26 protein-coding genes are annotated in these 24882 nt (G+C 36.2%); 7 read left to right on the top strand and 19 right to left on the bottom strand.

Annotated elements, in window-relative coordinates:
- On the top strand, positions 1–1032 hold a 1032-nt coding region (locus Q0Y84_RS04620), incomplete at its 5' end, for a hypothetical protein (protein WP_297951358.1).
- Between the two features lie 37 nt (positions 1033–1069).
- The gene (locus Q0Y84_RS04615; RefSeq protein WP_297951356.1) at positions 1070–1489 is read left to right on the top strand and encodes a hypothetical protein; all 420 of its coding nucleotides are present in this window, start codon (positions 1070–1072) and stop codon (positions 1487–1489) included.
- Between the two features lie 281 nt (positions 1490–1770).
- Here Q0Y84_RS04615 and Q0Y84_RS04610 read toward each other — a convergent pair whose 3' ends face one another.
- Both Q0Y84_RS04610 and Q0Y84_RS04605 read right to left on the bottom strand, forming a co-directional pair.
- Positions 1771–2190: a hypothetical protein gene (locus Q0Y84_RS04610; RefSeq protein ID WP_297951354.1), complete on the bottom strand. Its 420-nt coding sequence runs from the start codon at positions 2188–2190 to the stop codon at positions 1771–1773.
- Between the two features lie 11 nt (positions 2191–2201).
- Positions 2202–3425 carry a hypothetical protein gene (locus tag Q0Y84_RS04605; RefSeq protein ID WP_297951353.1) on the bottom strand — a complete coding sequence of 408 codons (1224 nt, stop codon included), beginning with the start codon at positions 3423–3425 and terminating at the stop codon, positions 2202–2204.
- Between the two features lie 147 nt (positions 3426–3572).
- Here Q0Y84_RS04605 and Q0Y84_RS04600 point away from each other — a divergent pair, with 147 nt between their 5' ends.
- Positions 3573–4661 (top strand): hypothetical protein, encoded by a 1089-nt coding sequence (locus Q0Y84_RS04600; RefSeq protein WP_297951352.1) that lies wholly within the window; start codon positions 3573–3575, stop codon positions 4659–4661.
- 169 nt (positions 4662–4830) lie between these two features.
- Entirely contained in the window at positions 4831–5190 is a 360-nt protein-coding gene (locus Q0Y84_RS04595; protein ID WP_297951351.1) for an HU family DNA-binding protein, read from the top strand.
- Between the two features lie 145 nt (positions 5191–5335).
- On the opposite strand, the gene Q0Y84_RS04590 is transcribed toward Q0Y84_RS04595, so the two are convergent.
- The 14 genes from Q0Y84_RS04590 to Q0Y84_RS04525 form a co-directional block, all read right to left on the bottom strand.
- A complete protein-coding gene (locus Q0Y84_RS04590) occupies positions 5336–6652 on the bottom strand; it encodes a hypothetical protein (RefSeq protein WP_297951350.1) in 1317 nt (438 codons plus the stop codon).
- On the bottom strand, positions 6652–10059 hold the full coding sequence (locus Q0Y84_RS04585) for a TraM recognition domain-containing protein (RefSeq protein ID WP_297951349.1): 3408 nt from the start codon (positions 10057–10059) through the stop codon (positions 6652–6654). Before Q0Y84_RS04585 ends, Q0Y84_RS04590 begins: the two co-directional genes overlap by 1 nt.
- A gap of 115 nt (positions 10060–10174) precedes the next feature.
- Positions 10175–10369: a hypothetical protein gene (locus tag Q0Y84_RS04580; RefSeq protein ID WP_297951347.1), complete on the bottom strand. Its 195-nt coding sequence runs from the start codon at positions 10367–10369 to the stop codon at positions 10175–10177.
- 5 nt (positions 10370–10374) lie between these two features.
- Positions 10375–10587, bottom strand: a complete 213-nt coding sequence (locus Q0Y84_RS04575) for a hypothetical protein (RefSeq protein ID WP_297951346.1) — start codon at positions 10585–10587, stop codon at positions 10375–10377.
- A 36-nt stretch (positions 10588–10623) separates the two neighbouring features.
- A complete protein-coding gene (locus Q0Y84_RS04570) occupies positions 10624–10830 on the bottom strand; it encodes a hypothetical protein (protein ID WP_297951344.1) in 207 nt (68 codons plus the stop codon).
- 15 nt (positions 10831–10845) lie between these two features.
- The gene (locus tag Q0Y84_RS04565) at positions 10846–11301 is read right to left on the bottom strand and encodes a hypothetical protein (RefSeq protein WP_133477981.1); all 456 of its coding nucleotides are present in this window, start codon (positions 11299–11301) and stop codon (positions 10846–10848) included.
- A gap of 161 nt (positions 11302–11462) precedes the next feature.
- Positions 11463–13040: a hypothetical protein gene (locus Q0Y84_RS04560; RefSeq protein ID WP_297951342.1), complete on the bottom strand. Its 1578-nt coding sequence runs from the start codon at positions 13038–13040 to the stop codon at positions 11463–11465.
- Positions 13041–13134: 94 nt separating this feature from the next.
- Positions 13135–13956, bottom strand: coding sequence for a hypothetical protein (locus tag Q0Y84_RS04555; RefSeq protein ID WP_297951341.1), 822 nt, complete (start codon positions 13954–13956; stop codon positions 13135–13137).
- Positions 13957–14249: 293 nt separating this feature from the next.
- Positions 14250–14921: a hypothetical protein gene (locus Q0Y84_RS04550; RefSeq protein WP_297951339.1), complete on the bottom strand. Its 672-nt coding sequence runs from the start codon at positions 14919–14921 to the stop codon at positions 14250–14252.
- Between the two features lie 14 nt (positions 14922–14935).
- Complete coding sequence (locus Q0Y84_RS04545) at positions 14936–15553, bottom strand: hypothetical protein (protein WP_297951338.1); 618 nt, start codon at positions 15551–15553, stop codon at positions 14936–14938.
- Positions 15546–16238: a hypothetical protein gene (locus Q0Y84_RS04540; protein WP_297951337.1), complete on the bottom strand. Its 693-nt coding sequence runs from the start codon at positions 16236–16238 to the stop codon at positions 15546–15548. Before Q0Y84_RS04540 ends, Q0Y84_RS04545 begins: the two co-directional genes overlap by 8 nt.
- A gap of 11 nt (positions 16239–16249) precedes the next feature.
- Positions 16250–17491: a phage tail tip lysozyme gene (locus Q0Y84_RS04535; protein WP_297951336.1), complete on the bottom strand. Its 1242-nt coding sequence runs from the start codon at positions 17489–17491 to the stop codon at positions 16250–16252.
- A gap of 436 nt (positions 17492–17927) precedes the next feature.
- Positions 17928–18227, bottom strand: coding sequence for a helix-turn-helix domain-containing protein (locus Q0Y84_RS04530; RefSeq protein WP_005729893.1), 300 nt, complete (start codon positions 18225–18227; stop codon positions 17928–17930).
- A gap of 13 nt (positions 18228–18240) precedes the next feature.
- The gene (locus Q0Y84_RS04525) at positions 18241–21606 is read right to left on the bottom strand and encodes a MucBP domain-containing protein (protein WP_297951335.1); all 3366 of its coding nucleotides are present in this window, start codon (positions 21604–21606) and stop codon (positions 18241–18243) included.
- Positions 21607–21822: 216 nt separating this feature from the next.
- On the opposite strand from Q0Y84_RS04525, the gene Q0Y84_RS04520 reads away from it, so the two are divergent.
- Positions 21823–22224 carry a hypothetical protein gene (locus Q0Y84_RS04520; RefSeq protein WP_297951334.1) on the top strand — a complete coding sequence of 134 codons (402 nt, stop codon included), beginning with the start codon at positions 21823–21825 and terminating at the stop codon, positions 22222–22224.
- A gap of 39 nt (positions 22225–22263) precedes the next feature.
- Here the strand turns inward: Q0Y84_RS04520 and Q0Y84_RS04515 are convergent, their stop codons facing one another.
- Together Q0Y84_RS04515 and Q0Y84_RS04510 are read right to left on the bottom strand one after the other, a co-directional pair.
- Complete coding sequence (locus Q0Y84_RS04515) at positions 22264–22587, bottom strand: hypothetical protein (RefSeq protein ID WP_297951333.1); 324 nt, start codon at positions 22585–22587, stop codon at positions 22264–22266.
- A gap of 18 nt (positions 22588–22605) precedes the next feature.
- Positions 22606–23067 (bottom strand): hypothetical protein, encoded by a 462-nt coding sequence (locus Q0Y84_RS04510; RefSeq protein WP_297951332.1) that lies wholly within the window; start codon positions 23065–23067, stop codon positions 22606–22608.
- 283 nt (positions 23068–23350) lie between these two features.
- On the opposite strand from Q0Y84_RS04510, the gene lepB reads away from it, so the two are divergent.
- Together lepB and Q0Y84_RS04500 are read left to right on the top strand one after the other, a co-directional pair.
- A complete protein-coding gene (lepB, locus tag Q0Y84_RS04505) occupies positions 23351–23995 on the top strand; it encodes a signal peptidase I (RefSeq protein WP_297951331.1) in 645 nt (214 codons plus the stop codon).
- Positions 23988–24362, top strand: a complete 375-nt coding sequence (locus Q0Y84_RS04500; RefSeq protein WP_297951330.1) for a hypothetical protein — start codon at positions 23988–23990, stop codon at positions 24360–24362. Before lepB ends, Q0Y84_RS04500 begins: the two co-directional genes overlap by 8 nt.
- Positions 24363–24459: 97 nt before the next feature.
- On the opposite strand, the gene Q0Y84_RS04495 is transcribed toward Q0Y84_RS04500, so the two are convergent.
- Complete coding sequence (locus Q0Y84_RS04495; protein ID WP_297951329.1) at positions 24460–24825, bottom strand: HU family DNA-binding protein; 366 nt, start codon at positions 24823–24825, stop codon at positions 24460–24462.
- Between the last annotated feature and the right edge of the window lie 57 nt (positions 24826–24882).

Raw genomic sequence — 24882 nt, 5'->3', positions numbered from 1 at the left:
TTGGATGCGACTATTAACATGAAGCGATACCTAGTAGGACTCTTAGCAAGCAATTCAACTCTTGCACGTACTACTTTCGATATTAATTCGCAAAATGGCAAATCATCTACCGATTTATCACTTATTTTGCCATTAAGCCTTATTGCAGGTAAAGCGGTTCAAGAAGCTTACGAAAAAGGTGAAAATATTTTTGATCCTATTTCCGTAAAAGTAGTCATGACCACCGCATTGCCAATCAACGAAGTAGGATCAGCTGAAAGTACAATTAGAGAACAATACGCTAATAGATTTACCAAAGGAAAGCATGTAGTTGTGTTAAACAATTTTGACACGCCAATTAGTGTTACGATTGAATTTGTAGCCGTAAGAGTCTTCAAAGAAGGAGAAGTTGCTACTGTAATCGGCATTCAACATGGCCCTAGAGAGCTTATAAATTCTCTAGTGAAATATATTAAGAAAAACTATCCAGACCGTGCGGACGATGCAGAAGACTTAATCAAAGATTCTAAGAATGTGCTAGGAATTGATATTGGTCAAGGGACTACTGACATGGCAATGACTAGTAACGGTAAAGCTGATCTTGCGGCTTCCAATTCTATTCAAGAAGGATATGGCACAGTTCTACGCTATGCTTGGAAGAACTTACCAAAAATGAGAAGACATTTTCCATGTAAAGACGTAATTGAATTTACCAATGTTTTAAACGAGCCTGCTAAAACTAAATTAGACAAAGAAAAACAAGAAATTGCAACAGAAGCGGTTGCTTCGAGTACTGGCTCTTTGGTAGAAAGTATAAAACAGAACTTAAATGACGCTTTAAACGAAAACAATCGCTTAGAAGTAATTTATGTTTTCGGTGGTGGCAGTATTCCTTTAGGAGAACAAACAGACTTAAAAGAACAACTGCAATCAGCACTGGAAAGCTTTATGAGTTCGGCAGTACTTGTTTGGGTAGATAAAGAATATGCTCAAAAATTAAATGAAATTGGACTCCAACTACTTGCCGAAGCTTTAGCTAAGAAATTTGAATAATAATAATATTGACTTAAACATATTGGAGATGTGAAAAATGGCTAAACAACTAAATTTGAAACTTGATCCTAAAAGTCCTGAGTTTCGATGGGCACAAGCACAAAGTAACAAGACTTTGTCTCTTAAGCATTTAATAGATTTAGCTATCCAAAACTATGGCTATGAAGATCTGATTAAAATATCGCTTTCTCAGGTCGCTAAAACCCAGAAGTTAAGTTTAGATGATATTACATCTTCTACTACGTCTGATGAGGCACAATTAAAACGAAAAAAATCTGATTTTAACGATTTAACTGAATCCAAACATGAAGTAGAAGAGAGAAAAGAAGTAAATCAGCAAAATAAAAATACGAAGATAGAATCGAGAGAAAAGGTTCAAAAGCCATCACAATCTCCAAAAAAAATTAGTCATAATGATACAGATAATGATCTGTTAAACGACGCAGGCTTGTCTTAAAAGTTGAGAAAGCAAGTATAATGCTATACAATAGTCATATGGCATTATGTTAAAAAAAAAAAAGGAGTATCAGCAGACGCTGATACTCCTTTTTTATATGTTTTTATTTTGATAGTAGAAATAAAGTAGAAAAAGTATATATTATAAAGTCACTATACTAAAAGCCTATAAAAAAGATAGTGTTGCTTCGCCAAGCCTTGATTTTACACTTCAAAGCAGATAAATAAAAATTATATAAATATCATATTTTTAAGACATCATTCATTAAGACAATAGCCAAATTATAGATCGTCAAGATTATCGGGATCTAAAAATTTTAATTGATCCATTGGAATAGGTTTAGCCTTTTTATTGAAACCAATATTACTTTTCTTCTTTTGCTTTCTACCTGTTTCCTCATTATTTTTTTGCTTTGGACTATAATGATGCTCTTTATTAGTATGTTTTTTTGACTTAACATCACTTAAAGCATTTTCTAAAGTGGACTTACTTGAATTTGATCCCAAATTATTAAAAAGAGACATTAAATCAACATTACCATAACTAGTAATTAAGTTACGCAAAGCTAGTTTAGTTAGTGCAGTATGATTAAAAACTGTTTGTTTAGCTAGAAAATCGATAATATCCTGATCTTTAGTCTCATTTAGCAAGATATGTAGTTGCTTTGAAGATGAGCGTTTATTTCGTTTTTGATTTACCATCAAAAATCACCTTACATTATCAAAACTCTAGCTTCCAGTCCATCTAAATTGAGAGTTTGAGCATATTTAGGACCTACCCAAAAAATTTTAGTTTTATTAAAACTATCTAATTGCTTCATTGTCTCTTTGAGACTGGCACTTAATGTAGGCTTTAGCGCAACAGCACCGCCACCACTAACAATAATCATACCAACTTGCTGGTCTAATCGACTGTACAAAGTACTAATTTTAGAGATGATTTGTTGATTCAAAACAATCATTTGCTGATCCAGAAAAGAATGATAAGTTCTGCTTTCTTCATCATTGCCACGGTTAGCTATTTCCATAAATTTTTGTCGATTCAATCGTCTAATAGCTGGATAGGCCTGATGCAAAGCGTTAATTGCTTCTTCGGCAATATTACCAATTCCAGTATTCAGTGAATCGTTCATATTAGGTAAACTAGCTAAGCCATTCATTGCTGAAAAATCTACCGTTCCGTCACCAATATCAACACCAATAGCATTGCCTGCTTCCATTAAATCCTGTCCGTCAAAACTATCTAATTGATAGTCTTCAATTAATGGCTGAAAAACATCATCATCTCTTAACATCCCTGCGTTAGTGGGCGACATAATTAATCCACGTTCACCAACAACACCTTCTGCTTCCAAAAAAGCTTTTTTAAAGGTGATATTAACGGTAATGGGATTATCAAAGTTATTAATTACAACGATATGTTGATTACCAGTAAATCTAGTAATGTAAGACTCCCTAATTGATCTATTTTTTGTCTCATCAATTGGTAAATCGGTTGCCATTTTAGCTACTTCCACTTTTAAATTTTCAGGCAAATTATTGTACTGCTCATAGTAGACTTTTACTGCATTGTAAGCTACTAAAGAGAGAGCGGAAATAATACTAATATCCGAAGTACTTTTTCCCTCAACGCTCGACACATTAAAGGTCATAAGAGGAGCACCACTATTAATTCCAGCTTTACCGACTAAGTATCGACCATTAGAATTAATTCCATTGCTTTGCACAGTAATATCCATATCGTCAAGGTAATTATTTAATAAATTTTGAACTTCTTTAGTATCGCTAGCCTTGATAATATTGTTTTGCATTCCTGGCAAAAAACGGGCTAATACAGAAGGAAAAATAGTAGTTTGCCCATTAAGCCTGTCCTTCATATAGCCGTTACCACCATCATGGGCTAAGTTAAATTCAATTTGTTCAGAAACTTCTGACATAAACGACTCCTTTTCTAAATTATCCATTTTAGAAAATTATAAGAAAAAATGACTTGAATTTTAGCTTTATTTGAGTAGGGGAAAAATGCTCTCCAAAGCCTGCTAAACTAAATTCAGTTCAAAATTTAAGGAAAAGGAAGAAATCAAATGAGTCTAGTAACATCTAAGAAATTAACTGCTTATAAAAACAGTTATTTATACAAACTGCTGAGAAGTTATCGGGCAAATAGCGATCATTTTCATTATGTCTTAACTCACTATGTGCCTAAATCAGAAGAAAATGCAGATGCACAAAGCACTATTTCTAAATTACAAAATGAGCAAAGAAAAAATACGCAACCACGATACCAGCCTAAGCCCCAAGCAGAAAAAGAACAATTTAGCAAAGCAGGTTGGGATTCCAAAGATTGGGGACCTAATACTAAAGCACCAAGAATTGAAAACGAACAGAAGTTACCAACTACAAGTCATTTTGAGACACTTCCACCAGTTCCCAAGAACTCTACCCATACAGAATCACCTAATAACAGAGGTCCACGAATCAATCACAACGTTATGGAGCCAAAGACGGCTGTTGCCAAGCCACGACCAACTAATAAATCGACTCCTATGAAAAAAGAGCAATCTGAAAACGAAAACTTCATATCTCAGAATAGGTACGATGAAAAAAGACAGTCAAAAATTAATCGTGTCGAACAGAAACATAATTTCACATCAGAAACACGTCTACAAAAAAGACAAGAAACAATAAAAAGTCCCGAAACAAACGAAAGAAAAACTCTACCCAATGACTTCTTAAATTTGCAGGCTACTTTTGAAACTACTGAATGGCTTGAACAAGCTAATAAACTCAAAGTAGAACTGAACGCAAACTTGGACAATATGACAGTCAAAACTCTAAAATTGCTTGATCTTAAAGACAATAGTGAGACATATATCCCACTTAATCGTAGAACGCTCAATTTGTTGCAATCAGTAATTATTGGTCAAAGTCAATTTATCATTCTGATCTTTGCGGACGGTACTACATTAACTATTGCACCTAAGGCATGGCTAGACCAAGGAGCAAAGGCAACTGATTTAATCAAAAACAAATATCACTTTGCCTATCATGATCTTGACTTAGCACAATTAGTCAAGAGTTTAAAGCCAATCTGTGCGTCCGAAGTCAATACACCAATGTATATGCAAATGTGGCTTAAATACATTCCGATTATCCCTGCGGATGACAATTAAGCAAATTAGCCAATCCAGTTCGTAAAGTCTAGGCACAAAAAGCTGTTCTCTATTGCAATAATTGTAATGCCAGTCAGTTTGATTATTTTTTTAACATTTTTAACTTTAAAATGCTAAAATCACCGATCTTTCAAACATGTTTCAATAATTTTGGAAAAGGAAGTTTTTTATGACACAACGTAAACTAATTGTTGATAGAAATAATCCAACTATTCATAAACAGATTAACCGTACGACATTAATTGATGAGTTAGCGAATCAAAATCCTAAATTTAGTAAACAAGATTTAAATCAATTGCTAGATCAGTTGTTTGAATATATCAATGAACATGTCTATCAAGGCGACAAGATCCTAATTAGAAACTTTGGAGCTTTTATTCCACGAAAAGTTGTATCTCCTGCTCATAAACTAGAAAATTACAATAAAAAAGAAAAAGCAGAACCCAGTATGACTATCAGATTTAAGCCATCAAGAACAGTACGCACGGAATTTAATCATCATATTTCTCGAAAAAAGAAAATCAAATAATGAGGTGTCTGGGAAAAAAGTCCATTTTTAGTTAATTTTGGACTTTTACTCAAAAAAATCCTATTAAATCAAGGTTTATTAATACCAAGATTTAGTAGGATTTTTAAATTTCTGAGTTTTTTTCAGACACTTTTTGTTTTATTTGCTAATTTTTTTCTCGTTGCCTTGCTAGAGCTTTTTCAAATTCATCATTAATAACCTCACTATCGCTCATAATATCAGGTAATTTAGCAGGGGTAAGTTGTTGCTGATTATGAGCATTAAATTCCTGTTCAATTTCTTGCAATTTGTTAAGAATGAGTGTCTGTAAATCACTCTGATTCTTAAGAACGTTTTGTAACTGAGCCATGATGTCTTGACTACCATCTTGCTTGGTCACTTTAGCAGATACAGCTTTCTCTAATTGATCCAAAATCGGCTTAAGACTGAATCTTTGTTTAACTAACTGATTGTTTTCATCAATTCTGGTTAATATTAACGTATTATCTTCCACACCGATAAAAGCATTAAGATAGCCTGCAAGCTTAAATTCTTCAAATACTCGCTCAAAGTCTCGTAAAGAATAATCACCAATTAAAGCAGGATAGTAACGTCCTAGCCAATTTGTAAATAGTTCTGCATCAAAACTCTGAATAGACATATTAAGTTTAGAAGCTTGATATGCCAAATTGGAGACTTGTAAGCCACTTAAATCTTTTGTAGAGGAAATATACATAGTTGACTTTAAATCAGCTATAAAAGGCAAATAAGCCTTTTGAGGAACATCAGAATCAATTAGAGTAACCATACGATTTTCTAAAGCAAAATTAAAGACTAATCTTGCATAGGAATTAACATCTGCTTTTGAAGCAGGAATAATAACTAATTGATTTTTGCCAATCCAATCTGTCGGAGAATGAAACTTACCGCCAGTAGCATATTTAGCATGGATGCGCCAAAACTTTTTGAGTAAGCTTCTAAATGATTGCATACGGTCAACGCCCAATGATTGAATAATCGCCATTAGAATATCGGTTTGGGTTTTATTAAGTCCTTCTACATTCATATGATTAATCTCATGCAGAATTTGTTCATCATCACTCTGTTGCCACTGCGTAAGGACATCAAAGACAGTTACTTTTTTTGCTAAACTAATTTGATCTAATAAAAGAAGCATCCCCGATATAAAGACAGGTGCCAACTTAACTTCTCTTATGGAATTGAAGGACACGATATAAGCCCTAGCTAAGGCATTACGTTTAGCAGTATCATTTAGGATTTTGTGATCTAAAAAGAAGTCATTAGGATAATCATCCACAAATAAGGCCTTGCCTTGCAATAATTTCTTTGCTTCGGCTAAATAAATATCATTTAAAGCAAGAACACAAGCAGAATTGTTCTGAGAAATTGCCTGCTGAAACAATAAACGTTTAGTCAAATCTTGGCTAACTAAGGCTTCGACATTTAAAGTTAATTTAGCCATTATTCATCATCCATTCCATGCTGTTGATTAAATGGGTCACTGGAATTGATAAATCCATCATCTGCAATATCTTTAAGTTTCCCAGGATCAACGGTTACTGGTCGGTCTTCAAAATCATCAAGCATTTTAGACAATTCATCTGCTAAGGCTTGATTTGAGCCAGCTTCACGGCTCTTTTTCATAATTGAATCTAAATTATCGTCTTTATTAATTGGAGCAGGGGCGGAGTCTACTCGTGTTTTCATTTTAGAAATCTGATGCTTAATGCTATTTAGAATTCGATCATGATCTTTGGGCCAGATGGTCACAATTTGCTCGTAATTCTTGTTATATAGCTTCTTCAAACGATCAAGCTTGACTGCATTAGTTAAAGCAGAGTCAGTTTGAATGTCTTTGATATTCCGTTCTAAGTCATGCAAGGTTTGATTTCTGATAGCCTTCATTTGGGCTTCTTCAGAACCTGCTTGTTGTTGGTGCAATTGACTACGGTCCTTTTTGGTCTCGTATAAATTACCGTCTTTTTCAAAAATCATATCTTTTTCAGACACCTCTTCATTAGGTTTTTCTAACGTATCATTCGTAGAAATGTTATCAATCATATCTTGATAAAAATCTGTATTATCATCAGCAGATTCATTGTTTTGAGTCTCAGGTTTGGTAGTAGGTAAGTGTTCATCTTGTTCTACACCATTATCAAGACGATTCTGTCCGCTATGATTTAGAGTCTTGTTTACTGCTTCGCTAGCCAAAGCTCTAAACTTAGATCTTTTTTCAGCATTCGATTCACCTTGATGTACCAAACTAAGGTCAGGACCACTATCATCAGGATCAAAATCGCTAAAAATTTGTGGTACCCCTTGTTCGTTTTGAGTATCAGAATCATTTGAAACAAATTTATTATCAGATTCACTATTTGATTTAGGGCTGTTTTCTTTATGTTTCTGATGCAGATTTTTTAAATCATCATCTGCCGAGGCACCTACGGTTTTATGAGTCTTTTTGCCTTTACCAGTATCTCTAAATTCAATTTTACCTGACTTAATATCATCAATGATCTCTAGATCTACCTTGTCAAAGTCGGCATTACCATGGTAGGCATGAGCCATCATATCTTCAAATGCTTCATAGTCCCTAGAATTATGAATATCAAAGATATTTGGATCATTGGCAATGTCTTCGTCTTTAAGATAATGCGTCTTAATTAGGTCAAACATCACTGAGCCTTGTGGATTAGGGTGCCGCAAAGCAATCGTAAATTTAGGCAAAGCCATAATTTCATCAGCAGTAATATTTGGTACCGTTTGTCTGCGAGCAGAAATCATCTTTCGATTGCTGTTTTGATCGGCAGTCAGATCAACTTGCTGTTCATTGATGGATTCTTCTACTTCGGAATGTTCCCCAAAGAACGGTTCCAACAATTTAGCGTCCGAAGCACCTAAGTCTCCGAAAGTCCCACGTGTCAGCATTGTAGTCATTAACGTGTTAAAGAAGTCAGGACCAAAGCTGTATGATAACTGACTCGGTGACTGCGCACAAATAGTGGTACTTACCGAATACTTACGAGCTTGACTGACAAATGATTTGAAGGCTTCTGAGATAAAATCTGGAAACTCATCACAATACAAAGCAAACAGTGGCATACGGTTTGGCATTCGTCTAAAAGTAGCAGATTGGAAACTCATTAGGTAGATTTGACCTAAACGTCCTGCCAACTGATCTTGCAACTCTGCTTTAGCGGTGTTGCAAAGGATAATCCCACCATTACGCAATTGATCGTCAAAGTTAAAGTCGCCACTATCTCTAAATAATACTCTACGCAAGTATTGGTTCTTGGATAAGTCGTCTAGCGAGTTTTTTAAACCTTGTACATTTTCGGCTTGTTCGTCAATGTACATTACTTCGCCTTCATGTGGACCTGACTTTTGTTTGAGGACACCTTGACCAAAAGTAGCAACTTTAATATTGTTGTGGAACCATTGACTAGTACCATACGCAATCTCGTACTTATCAAAGATTTCTTGATAACGAGTCTTATAAACTTTGCTATCGGGATTAGCATCATAATCGGCTTTAGCGTCATCCATCTTGGTTTTTAATGCTTGAACGTACTTATCCAATACCTTCATCCGATCTACAACTACGTATATATCATTGTATAGAGCCATTAAATCAGTAAAAGTGGCAATCTTGTTTTCAACTACGCAAGACAGTTTAAGCAAAAAGATAAAGTTCTTTAAGTGTGATCTTTCCGACTGTTTGAAGAAATCGTTGTTATCAGCTTTAACCCCTGCAATGATGTTAGTAACGGTTTCTACAACCGTGTCTACAGGCCCACGCAATAGGTTTAAGGCAGGTGATTCTGGATTTGATGGATCAATCCAGGTGATTTTTTCTTTTGGCACGCCCATTTTAATTGCTAAATCATAGACACTAGCACAAAGGTCATTAGATGTTTCAATGACAATCAAACCATTTAGATAGCGAGTAGCAACATTGCCTTTACGCTTCATAAAATCGGGATCTCTTGAAATCTTGGGATAATCTCGAATAAAACGCAAATAGTGATCAATATCCTGCTTGATCTGCGGAATAAAAATTGTAGAGGTTTTACCTGCACCAACTGGTCCAAAATAGCAGGCATTTTGCAGTCGATTAACAGGAGCTTGTTCTACAATATCACCATTAAGTATCGAAGTACCTAAAGTTAAGTAAGGCTCTGGAGAAGCTATTTTTTGCGTTTCTTTAGGACGATTGGACAAAACAGAGTGCAATTCTCGTTTGTGATACTGGAAACGTCCCATCCAATCATCAATGTTTTTCTTTTGTTGCCGTTCCTGGTTTCGAACTCTTTCAAAAAAGTAGAAAGTTGCAATAACAGGAAGTGTAAAGATAAACACACGCAAAATAAGCGGATTACCGCTTAATTGATCGGTCATTGCCGTAGTCCAACCTGCAATAGATGGATGCAAGCGTAAAAACTCTAAATAGGGCAGGATAGTAAAGGTAACAGGCAGACCAACAATTGCCCCTTCAGTTATACAGCTTTGTAAATCTGATACCTTTTGGATTGACCAAAGAGTATTAATCTTTTCAACTGGATCTAGTTTTGGTTGTCTGGAATAAAAATAAAACAAATAGCGGTTAATGATTAAACACGCCATAATATTTAAAACGCATACTAGAAACAGCAATAACAAAATAAACTGAAAGTTCAGAGTATTAAGGACAGGGACAAGCAACAGAATTACATGGATTCCCCAAACTACGCAGGGAACGATCCAAAGGAACTTTTGCAAGCTTTCAAGAGTCATAATCGCCTGGTCTAAATCAAGTGAATCTAGGAAAGATATTGCTTTTTCCTTATTAGAAACTAAGCTTTCGATCCATTCTCGGATTTTTTTTATCATAAAATTTTCTCCTTTCCGTACTTTTAACTGTAAGTGGAAAAGAGAAAATGCACGTTCTTGGCTCGATTCAGCGAAAAATCAAAAAAGCAAAATAAAAAAAGCCCCTAAGGACTTTCTACTTAATGTTGAATTTAGAAAATACAATGTCTTTAAGATTATCAAAAATATTTTCTTGCTGAATCGGAGTAGTCAAAGGATTACCCGATTCAGATTTGCTTAAAGAATAAATGTAAAATAACATACCTGCAATAATTGCGATCACAATCAAAGTAGTAATTAGACCGATAAAATTGAAATGACGATGATTCATGATTGTTATGCCTTTCGTAGCAATAATCTAGCTCCCATTTGAGCGTTAATAATGCGACCTCTCTTTGGATCAAGCCAGCTACGGATGGTTCCCTCATTGTCGGCAATATAAGCAATTGCTTGTTTTTGCGTACAACCAAGTGCAATCAGCATGGTATAAATTTCACTTTTGTAGTTTTCAAATTCGACCTTTAAATCTAGGGTGCGACGAGACGCCATTTACTAAGTTCCTTTCTGCGTCTAGTCCTGCTCTAGCTAATTAGAATTACTTGGCTTATACGGTGCGGACAAGCGAGGATTATTTTCGTTTGCTACGCCAGTGTAATTGACAAAATAGCTCGTTTTGTCAAAATGCTTATCATAGCCCGTTACAGGGGGGGTAATTTGTACTTTTCCGTTTAATTTACGTACCTCAGACTTTTTTGCTTTTGAATGATGAAAGAATTTACTAAAAATCGACATATCAAACACCTCAGCTTAATAGTTAGTGACAATCCGTGATAAAACCATAAAGGCTGTGGCAAAAACAAAATTAATTGCAACTAGCCATTCACCCCACATCACAATACGCCAATACCAAGTTTTCCAAACATGCTTTGATAAAATCTTTCGATAATCATTGGTAAAGAACAACTCAGCTCCATAGCAAGCAACAGGGATAATGAATGTTGACCAACCAAGTCCACCAGGCAACCAATAAGGGGTAAAGTATACTGCAAGGGCAGAACAAGCAAGAACAAAAATAATGACCAATGGAATCTGCCAATTATCGGGTTGATGATTAGGATCATTGGCAACCCATTTATTTAGGTCCTTATGTTGAACTAAAGCCATAATAATTACAATAACGATCCAACCGATATTAACCATAGCAATATAGCCAGTAGCAGGATTAGACCAATTATATAAATCTACTAAAAATCTTGCATTCATATTAAATTCTTAACTCCTTCTGACATTTTTAAAAGGTATGACCATAATCTATAACTTTTCAGAATGAATTTGTTTTTCTCTCAAAATCAAAAAAAAGGCGACATTAAAAGCCGTCTTTTTGTATTACACACACATGTATTTTGTGAAACGTATCAATTTTTTTACTTTTGACGCTTTTTTGAAACGCCCATTGCCATTAAAGTCATAGCGATCATTCCTGCACCCAAAGCGGAACTCTTTTGCAACTTAAGAGAATTGCCAGTTTGAGGCAGAGCAGATGATGATGAACCAGAACCACCGTCAGATACAGCACTACCTGAACCTGCGTTAGAACCAGTTGAAGCAACTACACCTGAACCAACAACATCACCATTACCTGAACCTGAACCATCGCCCGAACCTGAGCCAGTAGTTGAGGTTGCGTTTGCATCCGTTGAAGGAGTTTGCGCACCATTATCACTAACGGCCGTATTAGCAGTTTTATCCTTAGCAGGGGTTAATGCGTCAGTATTCTTCTTAGTTTTTGGGGCTTTCTTAGCAGATAAATCTTTATCATTTTGATTGCCAAGATCACCATTGTTTACCAGACCATTACCGTTGTTGCCGTTACCACCATTTCCGCCATTGTTAGCTAATCCTGCATTGTTAGAAGCAAGGTTAGATAAGTTAGACAATGAACTGAGGTTATTGGAATTGTTATTTGAATTATTATTATTGTTGTTATTGTTGTTTGAAGTTACAACTCCTAAACCACCAACACCATAATAACCGCCTGCAACTCCAGGAACTACAGCACCACCAGGTAAAACAGTGGTTTGTGAGTTAGCAGATGATGAACTTGAAGAACTGTTGTTGCCAGAACCAGATTGAGACTGTTGCTGACCACTTTGCTGTTGACCGTTCGATCCACTAGCATTATTGCCGCCATTACCAGAACCGCCAGCACCATTGGCACCATTAGTAGCTAACAAACTTGCATTCAAACCATTAAGACTATTGAGTCCATTGTTGTTTGATGAGTTATTGTTATTATTATTGTTGTTGTTGTTATTATTCACAACAGTAGTAGCACCGCCACCTACGTAGCCATAACCGTAGCCTGGATAAGCATAAGGAATTGCATATGGGTAGCCGTGTGAATACCAACCCCAATAAATAGGACCCCAATATGATCCATAGTTAGCAATAAAGTCATCGTAGTTCATGTTAGCCTTTTCGATTGCAGGCCAATTTTCACGAACTGATGCAGATTTGTCTGACACAGCACTTACACCATAAAGGTTAATGTTACCTGGATTAAATTTATTTTCGGAAGAATCTCCAGTTACATCATAGGAAGTATCTGATGCACTCTTACCGTTAGTCCCAGTAGCAATATTCCAATCAGTTTGAGTGTTGTCAGTGCCTGGTTCAACCTTGGTATCATCTGGAGCCTTCCATGATTCGGCCGCTTGATTAGGGTCTTGGTACTCCCAGCCGATACTTGAGTGTTGCATTTGATTGGTATCACGTGCAGTATCACCTTGAATATCATTATAAGCGTCAGTAATAGTTGACACTTTTGTTGGATCTTGAACAGGATTATCACCTACTGAAGGATCAGTAGAGACATTCTGATCGTGAGTTTCATCCGCATGAGCAACGATACTCATATTAGGAGTATTAACGACAGCAAGACCACCTGCGGCAACTGCAAGTGTAGCACCAGTCAAAGATGTGATATTTTTTGAAATACTCATAAAGTCTTTGCCTCTTTCTTTGAAATTAAAAAATCATGCTTTTCTAAGCACATTTTTAATTCTAAAGTGCGTTACTAATTTATGGGACCTAGGCTCAATTTGTGAAAAAATGCAACACATGACAGCCAACATTTACTAAGACTGCTATTACTAGGGATAACGAAAATGTTGTGAGTAGCCATGAAATAAAAGCAATTAAGTAAAAATTAAGAAAACTAGTCATGCCACTTGCAACTAGTGGGAAAATAACTATAGCTAATATGATTAAAATCCACATCCCTGCTGTACGTGCATTTTTGAGGTCTGCGTCGCTTAAATCAAATCCAGTTAAAGTTATATTGATTAACAGCAAAAACCCTATAAAAGCCAAAAATAAGCTTCTAGGGGTAAATGAGACTACTTGACCAAGATAAGTTAACAAATAATTGCTATTTATCAATTTGGGCTGATGTAGTAATAAACTAGTTGTATCCGTCAAAAACTTAAATAGGTGGGGCATAAATAAGCGAAAAACTAGATACAGGATGGCTGTACAACCGTATATCGGTGCCGTACCAATGAAGGCATTGCCAACCATCTGATAAAATGAACGATCGCTATAAGCGTGACGCACATAACCAAGCTGAGGGTGGGGCTGAGAAAGATCAACTTCCCATGGCATAACTAGCAACTTACAATCGATAATTTGATGATTAAAAATTTTAGCCAAAAGCCAATGGCTTGCTTCATGTATCATTATGCCAATAAAACCAAAGTAAATCTCCGCTTTAGGAGTTACTGTACGGTCCAATGTTCGTTCAGCGTCCCGACAAATATAAGTCAAGCTGAGAATAATAATGACTGGCAGGCCCAAAAAACCTGCCAGATAACCAATAGTTAAAAACAAAGCATTTAAAACTGTAATTACATTCTGCATACTTTTACCCTAAATTAGCAAAAAAGAATGCTGAAAAACCGATTAGGTTTAAGGGAAGCCAAATCTCAAAAAAGATAGACAACTCTTGAACAGCATTCTTTCCATCTTGAAAATCGAATTTATTTCTTTGCGCAAAGCAAAAAAGGAATAGGAGGCACGCACAAGCGACAAACCACACACCGATAATTCGACAAACGATAGATAACATATTAATCAAACCTCTTTCTTAAAATAGGATTTTTAGCCTGATTTTAAGCTAAAAAATTTGAAAAATACGGAAAACTTAAAAATTACTATTGTCCTTGGTTAACGGTCAAATTACCACGGTAAAGATTGTTTAATATTTGTAATTGTGAGAACTTATGCGTTTGGTAATCAAAAGTACCTACATAAATATCACCAGTCTGTCCTTTATGCTGACCTGAGAACCAATTAATTGAATTAACATTCATAATTACTGGCAACTCATTGCCTTTAAGCAAGCCATCCGAAATTTCTACGCTGTCAAGCTTGGAATGATACCCCGATGCGTCAACATAGTGAGAGCCATCTGAATAATCAGAGCCATACAGATTTTTATTCTGCAAAACATTTTCAGTTACTAAATTTTGAGATTTATCAGCTCTGGAATTGTATTCCTTAGAAGTCGAAAAATTAAGCAAGATCGGAAAAAGCTTGTTAGCTTGGGTCTTAGCTAATTGTGAAGCCTGAATCTGGCGAACATTCATCTTGACCACTTGACTGGGATCATCAAGAGCTTTCTGATATGCTTCTTGATTAAGCTGACGTTGTTTATCATCAATCTGCATTTTTATTTGTGCAACCTTGGTTTGCTGATCTAAATTTAGAGTTTTATTTTTACTGTTTGAGTTGGAAAAAATAAAGAATAGGGCGAGAGAAAATGCAAACAGAGTAGCTAATACAAATTCAATAGAAATATTTTTTTTCGTCCATTTAGAAGTCATAAATAGTCACCGCCTTAATTATCATCTGCAAATGAACTCTGTACAGTTGTATCTCTGGCTGTATGAGTTTTGAAATTATAGGTCGTTGTGATATAGGCAATACCATAGCCTGCTGATGACTTAGATTTAGGAACACTAAAACGTGTATAAATTACAATTTTGATGGTTTGATCTTTCAAGCTAAAATCTTTAAAAGTGATTTTAGTATCAGAGTTTGATGTTGCAACTAATGAATTTTGATTAGCAAAGGCAATCTCCTTGAGGTCATGCCAACCATCTGTTCCAAAATGATTAAGATAGCTATTTTCCGCATTCTTAACTGCTTTTGCCGATGCATCCCCGAACAGGGCTTTAATTAAGACCGTATAATCCTTAGCTAAAGATTTTTCTGATCCTTGCAGGTCAAATTTGCCTGATGTAATTGCTGTAACGTCAGGTTTTAAATTTGCTTCTTTTTCTTGTAACTGTGTGTATTGTCTAGCATATTGCTCTGCTAAAGCTTTCTGTTTCTGCGAATTATGCCACATGTAAATGCAAGCAATAATCATCAATACGGTTAATGCAACAGTGACAATGATTACTATGTTAGGCAGATTGTTCTGCGGTCGCTTGTGTGAATACCTATCACTCATTTTGATTACCTTTCATTTTGACTTGAGTCATAACGCCCGTTGACTTATCAACGTAAATGGTCAACCATCGCTTACTGCTGTAAGCACCTGCCTTGTATTGAAGCAGGACATCAAATATATAGTCATTATAAGAACTGCCATTGTATTCAACTGATCCGCCAGTAACACGGTAGGGGTCACCTTGCTTGGATGTTTTATAGGTCTTGTTATGACCATTTTGCCCGTAAAAATTTTGTCCCGAAGCAGTAGAGATATTTGTTGCTTGATTAAAGCTGTTAAATACAGTCAGTGAATCAAAATATTTAGCAACATTTTTTCTTTGTGCAGTGGACAACTGCTTTTGCGTAATTTTAGTTCCAACTAATGCATCTGTTTGTTGCATTAATTTAAAACCGTAATTAATATCCGCACTTAACCGTTTAGTGGCTTGTTTTTTAGTAAGCTGTTCTGACTTATCGCTACCAGAATCATCTTGTGCTTGATAAGTTTTAAATTTAGGGCGAGCTTTTTCTTTACGTATTTTTTCTTGTCGAACCTGTTCTTCCTGCTTTGCTTTTTGAGCCTGTGAATTGCGGTAGGAATTAATACCTAAAGCAATAATCCCAAAAATCACTACGCACCCAATCGCAATGCCAAAATACAAAAGAGGAGATTTAGGCTCTTTTTGCTTTTGCTGTCTTTTCACATTACAACACCTTACTTTCTTTTGACAGGTCTAGCCCAAGTGATCCGAGCATTAGGAATCAAACTTAAGAAAGAATCGTGAATATTAGAAGTATGAACATGACCATCATTATCTCCACCCATTTCGATGATCTTAGTTTGATAGCCGTGATATTTACCTGCAATAACTGCTGTATGTCCGCTTGCTCCATAACCTGCACCAACATTCATGATAATTACATCTCCTGGCTTAGCATTTTTAGGGCTAATCTGTTTAAGATATTTGTGCGGACCTCTAGCATCTCGTTCCATATCAGGAGTAGAGAACGCATCGTTGCCAACATCATAGCCTGCACGCTTCATACAGAGCCAAACAAAACCTGAACAGTCCGTTTGACCATTTTTGTTAGGATGCTTCCAGCCACCATACCCAGAGACTCCGTGCGCACCATAGGTAAAGTAACCAATTAAATGCTTAGCTTGACTTAAAATTGGACCACCATTTCCGATTGCATCATCATCACATTCATCATCACCAGAGTCTTCCGATGATGAACCTTTAGCAGTCTTAGAGCCGCTACCAAGTAGACTACCTTTAGCCTTGAACTTCGATCCACCAAATAAACGGTAGGCTCTTTCTGCATCCCCATGAATTTGATCTATTTTTGTTTGACCATCACTCAAGGACACGCCTTCATAAAGCAGAGACCATTGTTCGGCCGCTTTTTTAGGATCCGTAGCTCGTCCAACTGTACTTCTTGCTCTTTCATAACCGTGATGCAATTCATAATCAAGTAATTTCAATTCTTTACTTACGGTAAGATCTTTAGATGAATGGATAATGCCGCCAGAGTGAATACGATCACTATTTCTAGTATCGCCATTCCAGCCTCCCCATTGAAATAAACCAACTACACCACCTGCAGGGTTAGAAATTGATGGATTAAAACCACTTTCACGATTGACAACAGCTACTACACCTGCGGCACCTGCACCCGAGAATCCTTCTTTATGCACCAAAAAATTAAAAATAGCTTTGGCAGTGTTATAGGCTTTGGTTCCTTTCTGCGTCCAAGCCCCGTTGCTACCTTTAATCGAAACACTAGAAGAGGTGGAATCATTGCTACAATCGCCACCATTGCTTTCTTCGGAAATAGCTCCACCTGCGAAGAAAACAATAATGATAATGATGATAATAAAGAAACCGCCTACCGATAAGGCTAGTCCCCATAATTTACGTTTCAGTCTTTTTCTTAAAAAGTTAATTGTGCCCACCGCCCTAAAAATGAAATTATTCTGTTTTGCTAATAAAATAATTTTATTTTTGAAAGGCTAAATTCAGTGGCACAGCTCTAAACTAACAAAAACTAAAAGCAATTACATGCTTTTTCAAAAAGCTAAAAATGAATGCTGAGATTGCGTTTCTACGGCTTTCAAATTAATCCAGCAAGAAGATCATAAGTAAAAAAGCAAATCCATCGTTATGGAGAAGACGACAGACTTGCTTTGTTAATAAGGATATGAAATAGAAATAAATGGATGGACTGCCTGCATCCCCAAAACATACAAAACAGAAAGGATGCGAACAAGAAATGCAGACCATTTAAGTTCCATGATTCCCAGAAACTAAACTGTAGTAATAGGAATCAAATCTCGTTTTCTCTAAAAAGGACAAAAAAGCATGGTCAAATGAAGACCATGCTTTTCATTTCTAATTAAGGTCGTACTTATCAAGCAATTTCTTGCGTTTAATAAGTTTTTTCAATTTACCTTTTTTTGCATAGCGATAAAAGGTAGTGGGTGGAATCCCATAATATTGGGATGCCTGCAACAATGATTTAAAAGTCTTGCCGTCAATGACCAATTGCTCTGACTTTAATTTATCTACCAACTCTTGATCCCGATAACCTTGATCGTACAAGCTTAGGACTTTGGTATAGGGATAGCCAAACTCCTTACTAAAACTTGCAATAGAGTAGACATCCCCACTTAGTCTAATCGCTCTTTTCATGGGGATCCCTCCTTTATTGATCTTGACCATTATCAGAATATTGTTTGCCGTAAAGCTTATTCATCAAATTTGAAGCTCCTTGATTGATAGCAGGATCATCTTGGCTATTTGAGTAATAGTCTGGGACTGCGCTATTTGAAGTTGGAGTATTTGGACTTTGTGGTTGTCGTGGCAAAGTATTTGCTACATGTTCAACATGAGTGTTCTTAAGTTGAGCAGATGGAACAGTGTCGTTACTATCGTATGGTGGAGTTTCTACTTCTGGCACACGAGTTGCTTGAACAACCGCTTGGGCATTCCGATTGTTGGCTTGTTGATTTTCTTTGATGATTTCCTCAATTGGAGTAATTGCACGGTTTAAATCATCAGAAGATGCACGATATAAGAATGCCATTTCAATATCTTGCATTCCAAAAGTACCTGCTTCATGAGTACGGTTGATTGCAACGAAGCCTGGAATCTGCTTAGCACGTTCGTCATACTCACCGTTAAACTTGCCATGAACAATCTTCTTCTCGGCAATTGATTTACCAGTAGTGGCGTTAATGTAGCTAATTGTCAAAGTACGGTCTTCTGGTTCATAGATAATTGGATAAGTAGTTTGACCGAGTTCAAATTTAATTGATACTTTATCGCCTTTAACAGGGGTGTAGCCTGGAACTGGCAATGCATTAACTGTCTTAACTTCGTGGTAATCACCATCAATTTGTCTGCGTGAGCCTAAATCGGTACCGTCAACAGTTTGAGCAATCAATTCAATAGTTAAACGGTCTGGGATAACTTGTACACGATAGTCGCCACTGCCATCAAGATAAACATGAGAATCAACGCCATCTGGTAGATGGAAACCACGAGGAATTGCTTGACCAATACTGATAGCTTCCTTGTAATAGCCTTTAGCCTTTGGCATTCCACCAACAAGCTGACCTTTAAGATCAACAAATTGAATCAAGTATTCTTCTTGTTTTACCGTGTAGACAATTGTCACTTCTTGAGGTTCTGGAGCAAACTTAGCTGAGATGTTCTTAGGATTTGCTTCAAAGCCTGGAAGAGTAGGGGACTCGTACTTGAATGTACTGCCAACAGGTCCAGGTTGAGTAAAGTCATGGAATGGATGCATGCCGTCTTTATTGCCACCTGCGTAAATAGTATGAACAGTAATAGTTTCGTCCTTTGGCTTGTATGGAACCATAATTTTTTCGTTTTGGTATTCAGCTTTGATTTTGCCTGAAATTTCAGTAGCTGTACTTAAGTAGCCTGGAATATCGGGCATATCATGACTAAACTCTTGTCCAGCTTTACCAGAAATAACGATATTATATTCATCCCCGAAAGGCTTACCAAATTGGTCAACTGGCACAAAAGTAAAGGTCACATCTGCCGCTTCAAAATTGAGGTAAAGATCAAGTCTGGAAGCAGGGAACTTACCCTTAAGATCATCAGAAGCAGAGATAAATTTGAAACCTGGAATATCATCAGTCTTAATATCATAAGTTTGACCATAATAGCCTGAACGGATTTCCGTCTTGCGGATTGGATTTAAGGTTGAATCTACACGGTGAATAACAATTTCTGATGGATTTGGATCATACATTAAGTTAACAGTGATTGGCTTAGCTGTGTAAACACCAGAAGCGTTGTCTGGCAAACCAATCAGACGGTAACCATCGATCATTTCACCTTCGATTGAGTAACTGGTCCCCGAAAGACCTGGTTTTTGGAAAGCAGGGTAGCCATCAATTGGCTTTTTGGTCTTGTTATCAATGTAATTAACAACGAGACTAACTTCTTGAGCTACGTAATGTACTTCTTCGGCTTGATGTGCCCGATAAAATTTCTTCTTCAAAACCTTCATCGGACGCTTAAAGCCTGGAATCTCTGGTAATTCAGTTTCAAAGTAATCGCCCCAAAAGCCTTTTTTAACAATTTGTGGTTGATTTGGCAAAGGACGATCAGCTTCATCGACCAAAGTAATATGAACTTCGGCAGGAATCTTAGAGTAAACCACGTCTACATCTGGATTATCATATGGACTGAATTTTCCTTTAACAACAGTCTTGTCTGGCGTGTAGCCTTCACGTTCAGGAACTTGTACAGCAAATGGATCACCAACTCGACCTGAAACTGGACGAGGATCGCCTGCACTATGCTTAAAATCCTTATCAAACCAGAAATTAATATTAAACTTTGCTGTTGCTCGCTTGTAACGTAAGACAATGTGCTTGGTTACTCTGTCGTAAAAACCGTTAAGCAAAGATGGGTTGCTTACTAATTCGTAACCATCAGTGACAGGCAATTTAATGTGATATGCGTCCTTGTATTTCTTTTCAAACTCCATTGGTGCATGGATTGGCTTGCCACTTTCATCAAGGAAGCTAACTTCAATCTTGCTGGAAATTGGTTCATATTCAATCGTAATATCCATGCTTTCGGCAGGGAAGGTGCCTTTTAAGTTCTTGGGTAACTTAGATAATTGATAGCCTGCAAAAGACCGCTTCTTAGGATCAATGCTGTAAGCTTCTCCTGTCTTGCCGCTCTTAGTACTAGTCCCAAGAACTTCACCCTTAATCGTTTGATAAATTAGATGAATCGTCTGAGTAGTTGGCGTATAAACTACTTTTACATCTTTGCCATCAGCAGGGACCTCATATTTACGACTAGTGTAAACACGATAACCCTTAATAACTGGAAACTTAGTTGCAGAAATTTCTGTTCCTGGTCTGCCTTCATAGTGACGAATTGCTTTAGGATTAATTGGTTTTAAATCCTCGGTTACAGGAATCAAATCGTACTTAACCTCGTCTTTTAAGTAATGCAAGGTAACATGCTGAATAGTTCTGCCAATTTGATAGTTAAGTTCATTTTTTAAATTAAGCTTATATCCTTTAACTTCGGGCAAGTCAGATAGCTTCAAGTGAGTTCCCATCTTATCGGTAAAAATAAAGTCATTTCTAATCTTTTTGCCCTTATAAGTAAATGAAACCACGATTGGTTTGGTCGGATTTTCTGGACGCTTGTTAGCTGGTTTAGGCTTTAAGTCAGGTTCATCTTGAACTGAAACCGTCTTACCATGCTTATCATCTTTCTTAACCGTTGTGTCATGATTATCGGTGCTGGCTTTCTTAGCAGTTTCGGTATTATCAGCATTGCTTTTATCCGAATCAGCTTTGGATTGTTCTGGGGATGCAACGGTTGGCTTAACGTCATTATTAGTGCCTTTGCTATCTTCCTTTAACAATTCTGCCATTTTGGTAGAACCACCAAGACCTGCAGGAACTTTAATGTCCTTACCATTCTCTTTCTTGCTTTCTACTGGTGAATCTTCATTACGCTTATGCTTATCTTTTTCACCAAAAATATTTCCAAAAAAGTTTGCCATGAAATAAACCTCCGTAAAATATGCTAATGATTTTTTACAGTTATAAATTTACCAAGTTGAAAAAATATTTGTGACTTGCTCAAAATTAGCCAAAATGGTCACTAGAGTTTCCTCTAAAATGTCATAAAAGCTTAATTAGATAGCATTTGTGACAATCCAGATTAAATAAAAACCTATATGCAAAATCCTCTAAAATACTTGCAAGGAGGAATTTTTATGGCAAAAAAACGAATCAGTCCAATCGCTCTACAATATCAACCAGATTTAAAAAAGACTTTAGTCACCATTAACGGAAAAAATGGCATAGTAGTAGTTAAGTTGACAGACGAAGAGTTGGCAAGCCTTTACTATGATGTAAAAGCTTCTTACCAAGCTCGAAAAGGTGACATCCCCAAAGAAACAGTTGATGCGGTTAAAGGAATCAAACCCAAATTAAAACCTGAAAAGGCAAAGACAGTTACTATTTCCAGCAAGCTTTACCAAGAGTACAAAGAGCTTTATATCAAAGATAAAAAACTAAAAATGGAAAACAATTTGCTGAAAAAAGAACTGCATCAGCTACATCAGACCAAAACAAATATTTTCAGTAAGCTCAAACATCGCTTTCAAAAAGCATAGGCAAGCAAAAAGCACTCTGCATTCACAAACAGGGTGCTTTTATTTGTTTTTTGTTTTTTGATTGATAATGATTACTGTGCCAAGCATAATCGAACCTAATGTCGTTAGAGCAATCCGCCAGCTAAAGTTGATTGTAATTACGTTCATCCAAACAATTAGGATCGTAACTACTGGCAATCCAATTCCAAGCAATTTTAAAGTATCTTTGTAATACAAATACTTAAACTTATCCCACTTGCTTTGTCCTGCGTATTTTTGCAACTCCAGAGGGGGATGCATTAAATAGCTAAACTGCCATGGGATTAAGAAGCAGAAGAGGATAAAAAATAAATACGTTAATATCAGTGATAACCAAATATCCATGAATACTGTCAATCCTCCCTAAAATGCGTCAAGGTAAGTGTAAACACAAAAAACTATCATGATAATGATTAAGCCAACGCCAAAGGCACGATCAATAAGCTTTTCACGCTTTAAAGCCTTTTTTTCACGCTCTATTTCTGATTCTCGTCTTAGCGGCTCACCACTTTCGACTTGTTTAACCTCTTTGGGTGACAGCATATGAATAACAAAAACAGCAGAAGCCATATTGTAATTATCATCCATAACTGAAACTTCAACAGGATAATCACCCGACTTAGTGAAGTCTACTGCACTTGCATCATACACGACTCGATCACTAATGTCTTTGCCGTGACAATCTTTAGCAACAATCTTTACCCAATCCTCGATTGAATATGGCTCATCGTCTTCATCAATTATTTGTACATAAGGGTTAGGATCCGCTTTAGGATCTTGTGGATTATAAATTTTAATACTTGGTTCTTGATTTAATTCATTCATATGTCCGTGTGTCCTTTCTTGCTAATAATCATAGCTGATTTTTAGCAAAGAAATCGTTTATGTTCAGAAAGGCCAAAATCTACAATCCAAAATTAAGCAAACACTAAAAAGTGGCGAAAGATACGTAGGAAAAACTAAATTAAAAGTAAAAAGCACAACATAAAAATTTTTTCTTCGATTCATAACGCATTTTTAGCAAAATCAAGAAATGTCACATAATTAAGACCAATTAGATAAGCTAGTAAAGACAACTGAATAAAATAAAAACAAGGGGGCTTTAAGTATGTCATACGGTAGTCCATGGGGGACAATTAAAAAAATCTGGAGTTGGGTCTGGATGCCTTTACTAGTTATTATCATTGCTATCGGTTTTACGCAACTAGTGGCTAAGCCAACTACAGTAGATGGACCATCAATGGAACCTAACCTAAAAAATGGTGAAAAGGTCTGGGCTTTTAAAACAGCGCCCATTCATCATGGATCTGTAATTGTTTTTAATGCTTATGGGGTAGATCCTGAATTAGCATCAGAAAAATTATACGTAAAACGTGTAATCGGAATGCCTGGTGATAAAGTTACTAGTAGTCAAGGCACAATCTACGTTAATGATCGACCAATCGATCAAAGCTATATCTCTAAAAAAGAACAGAATAAGAGCGGCGGTAATTGGAATCTCAAAAAGCTGGCTAAAAAAAATGATTGGAAAACTAACAATGATACTTTAACCGTTCCAAAAGGGCAATATTTTGTCATGGGAGACCATCGAAGTGTTTCAAATGACTCACGCTATTTCGGTTTTGTACCACGCAATAAAGTTTTAGGAGTAGTAAAAGTCTTCTGGTGGACTGGTAATACTACAGAACAAGGCAAATATAATATCGACAAACAGTGGAAACATTTTTATCAAGCAGGTGGTCAAAGTGAATAAAGACGAAGCCTACGATTTAATGGATCAGAACAATATTCGATTGGTCAAAATAATGAAAATCTCTGGATGGTTGGACATTGGCTATGGCCTATTAGCTATTACAATCGGTATTGCAGTATTTGGCGCATTTTCAATCTTAGCAGTACAAGGATTAACTAGTTGCATTTTCGGTTGTGCTGTACTTTATCGTAATCATTGCTTAGATTATTATTCTTGGCCGTATTCTGATACTTTATTATTTTTAACAATTATCAATTTGTTTTTTGGCTTTTTCGTTGCTAGTTTGTTAATGTTCTATGGATATGGACTTAGAAAACAAATTAATGAATTATGGACTAGGGTAGAAAACGAAGAATATGAAGACTAAAGTCAACCGTCTAGAACTTATCTAGGCGGTTTTTTGATACAAAAAAAGATCAGCAATTAGCTGATCTTAATTAAATTATTTAAGCATTCGAAACGTTTTAAATGAGTGAATCAGAATCTTTTTTTACTCTAGTCGCAAGCTCATGACGAATGTTCGCGCTAGTTCGAAAAGTAAGAGCATACTTTGGCTTCATTTTCTTATTTGAATTAACTCGCTTAATAATTTCATCGTTGTTAGGCCTGACTTCTTTTCTCCAAAATTTACCTAAATTAACTAATGAAACTTGATTGTTATTATCGAAAACTTCCATCTGAATTTGTGCAATCAGTGCTTTTATAACTTTATCGGTATCTACTTGAGTAACCCCTGTACGTTTAGCAATGGTCCTAACTAAACTACCCGTAGAAACTTTTCCTTTAGGATTCTTATGCTCGTTATTATATTTTGCTTGCTTTCTCGACATCTAATACCCTTCTTTGTTTGTATTTATTTTTAACAGTTAGTAATTTAGCAAATTTAA

The sequence above is a fragment of the uncultured Lactobacillus sp. genome (genome assembly GCF_947367125.1).
Lineage (GTDB): Bacteria > Bacillota > Bacilli > Lactobacillales > Lactobacillaceae > Lactobacillus.
The sequence above is the reverse complement of the archived record's forward strand: the minus strand, read 5'-3'. Positions and strand labels throughout refer to the sequence as shown.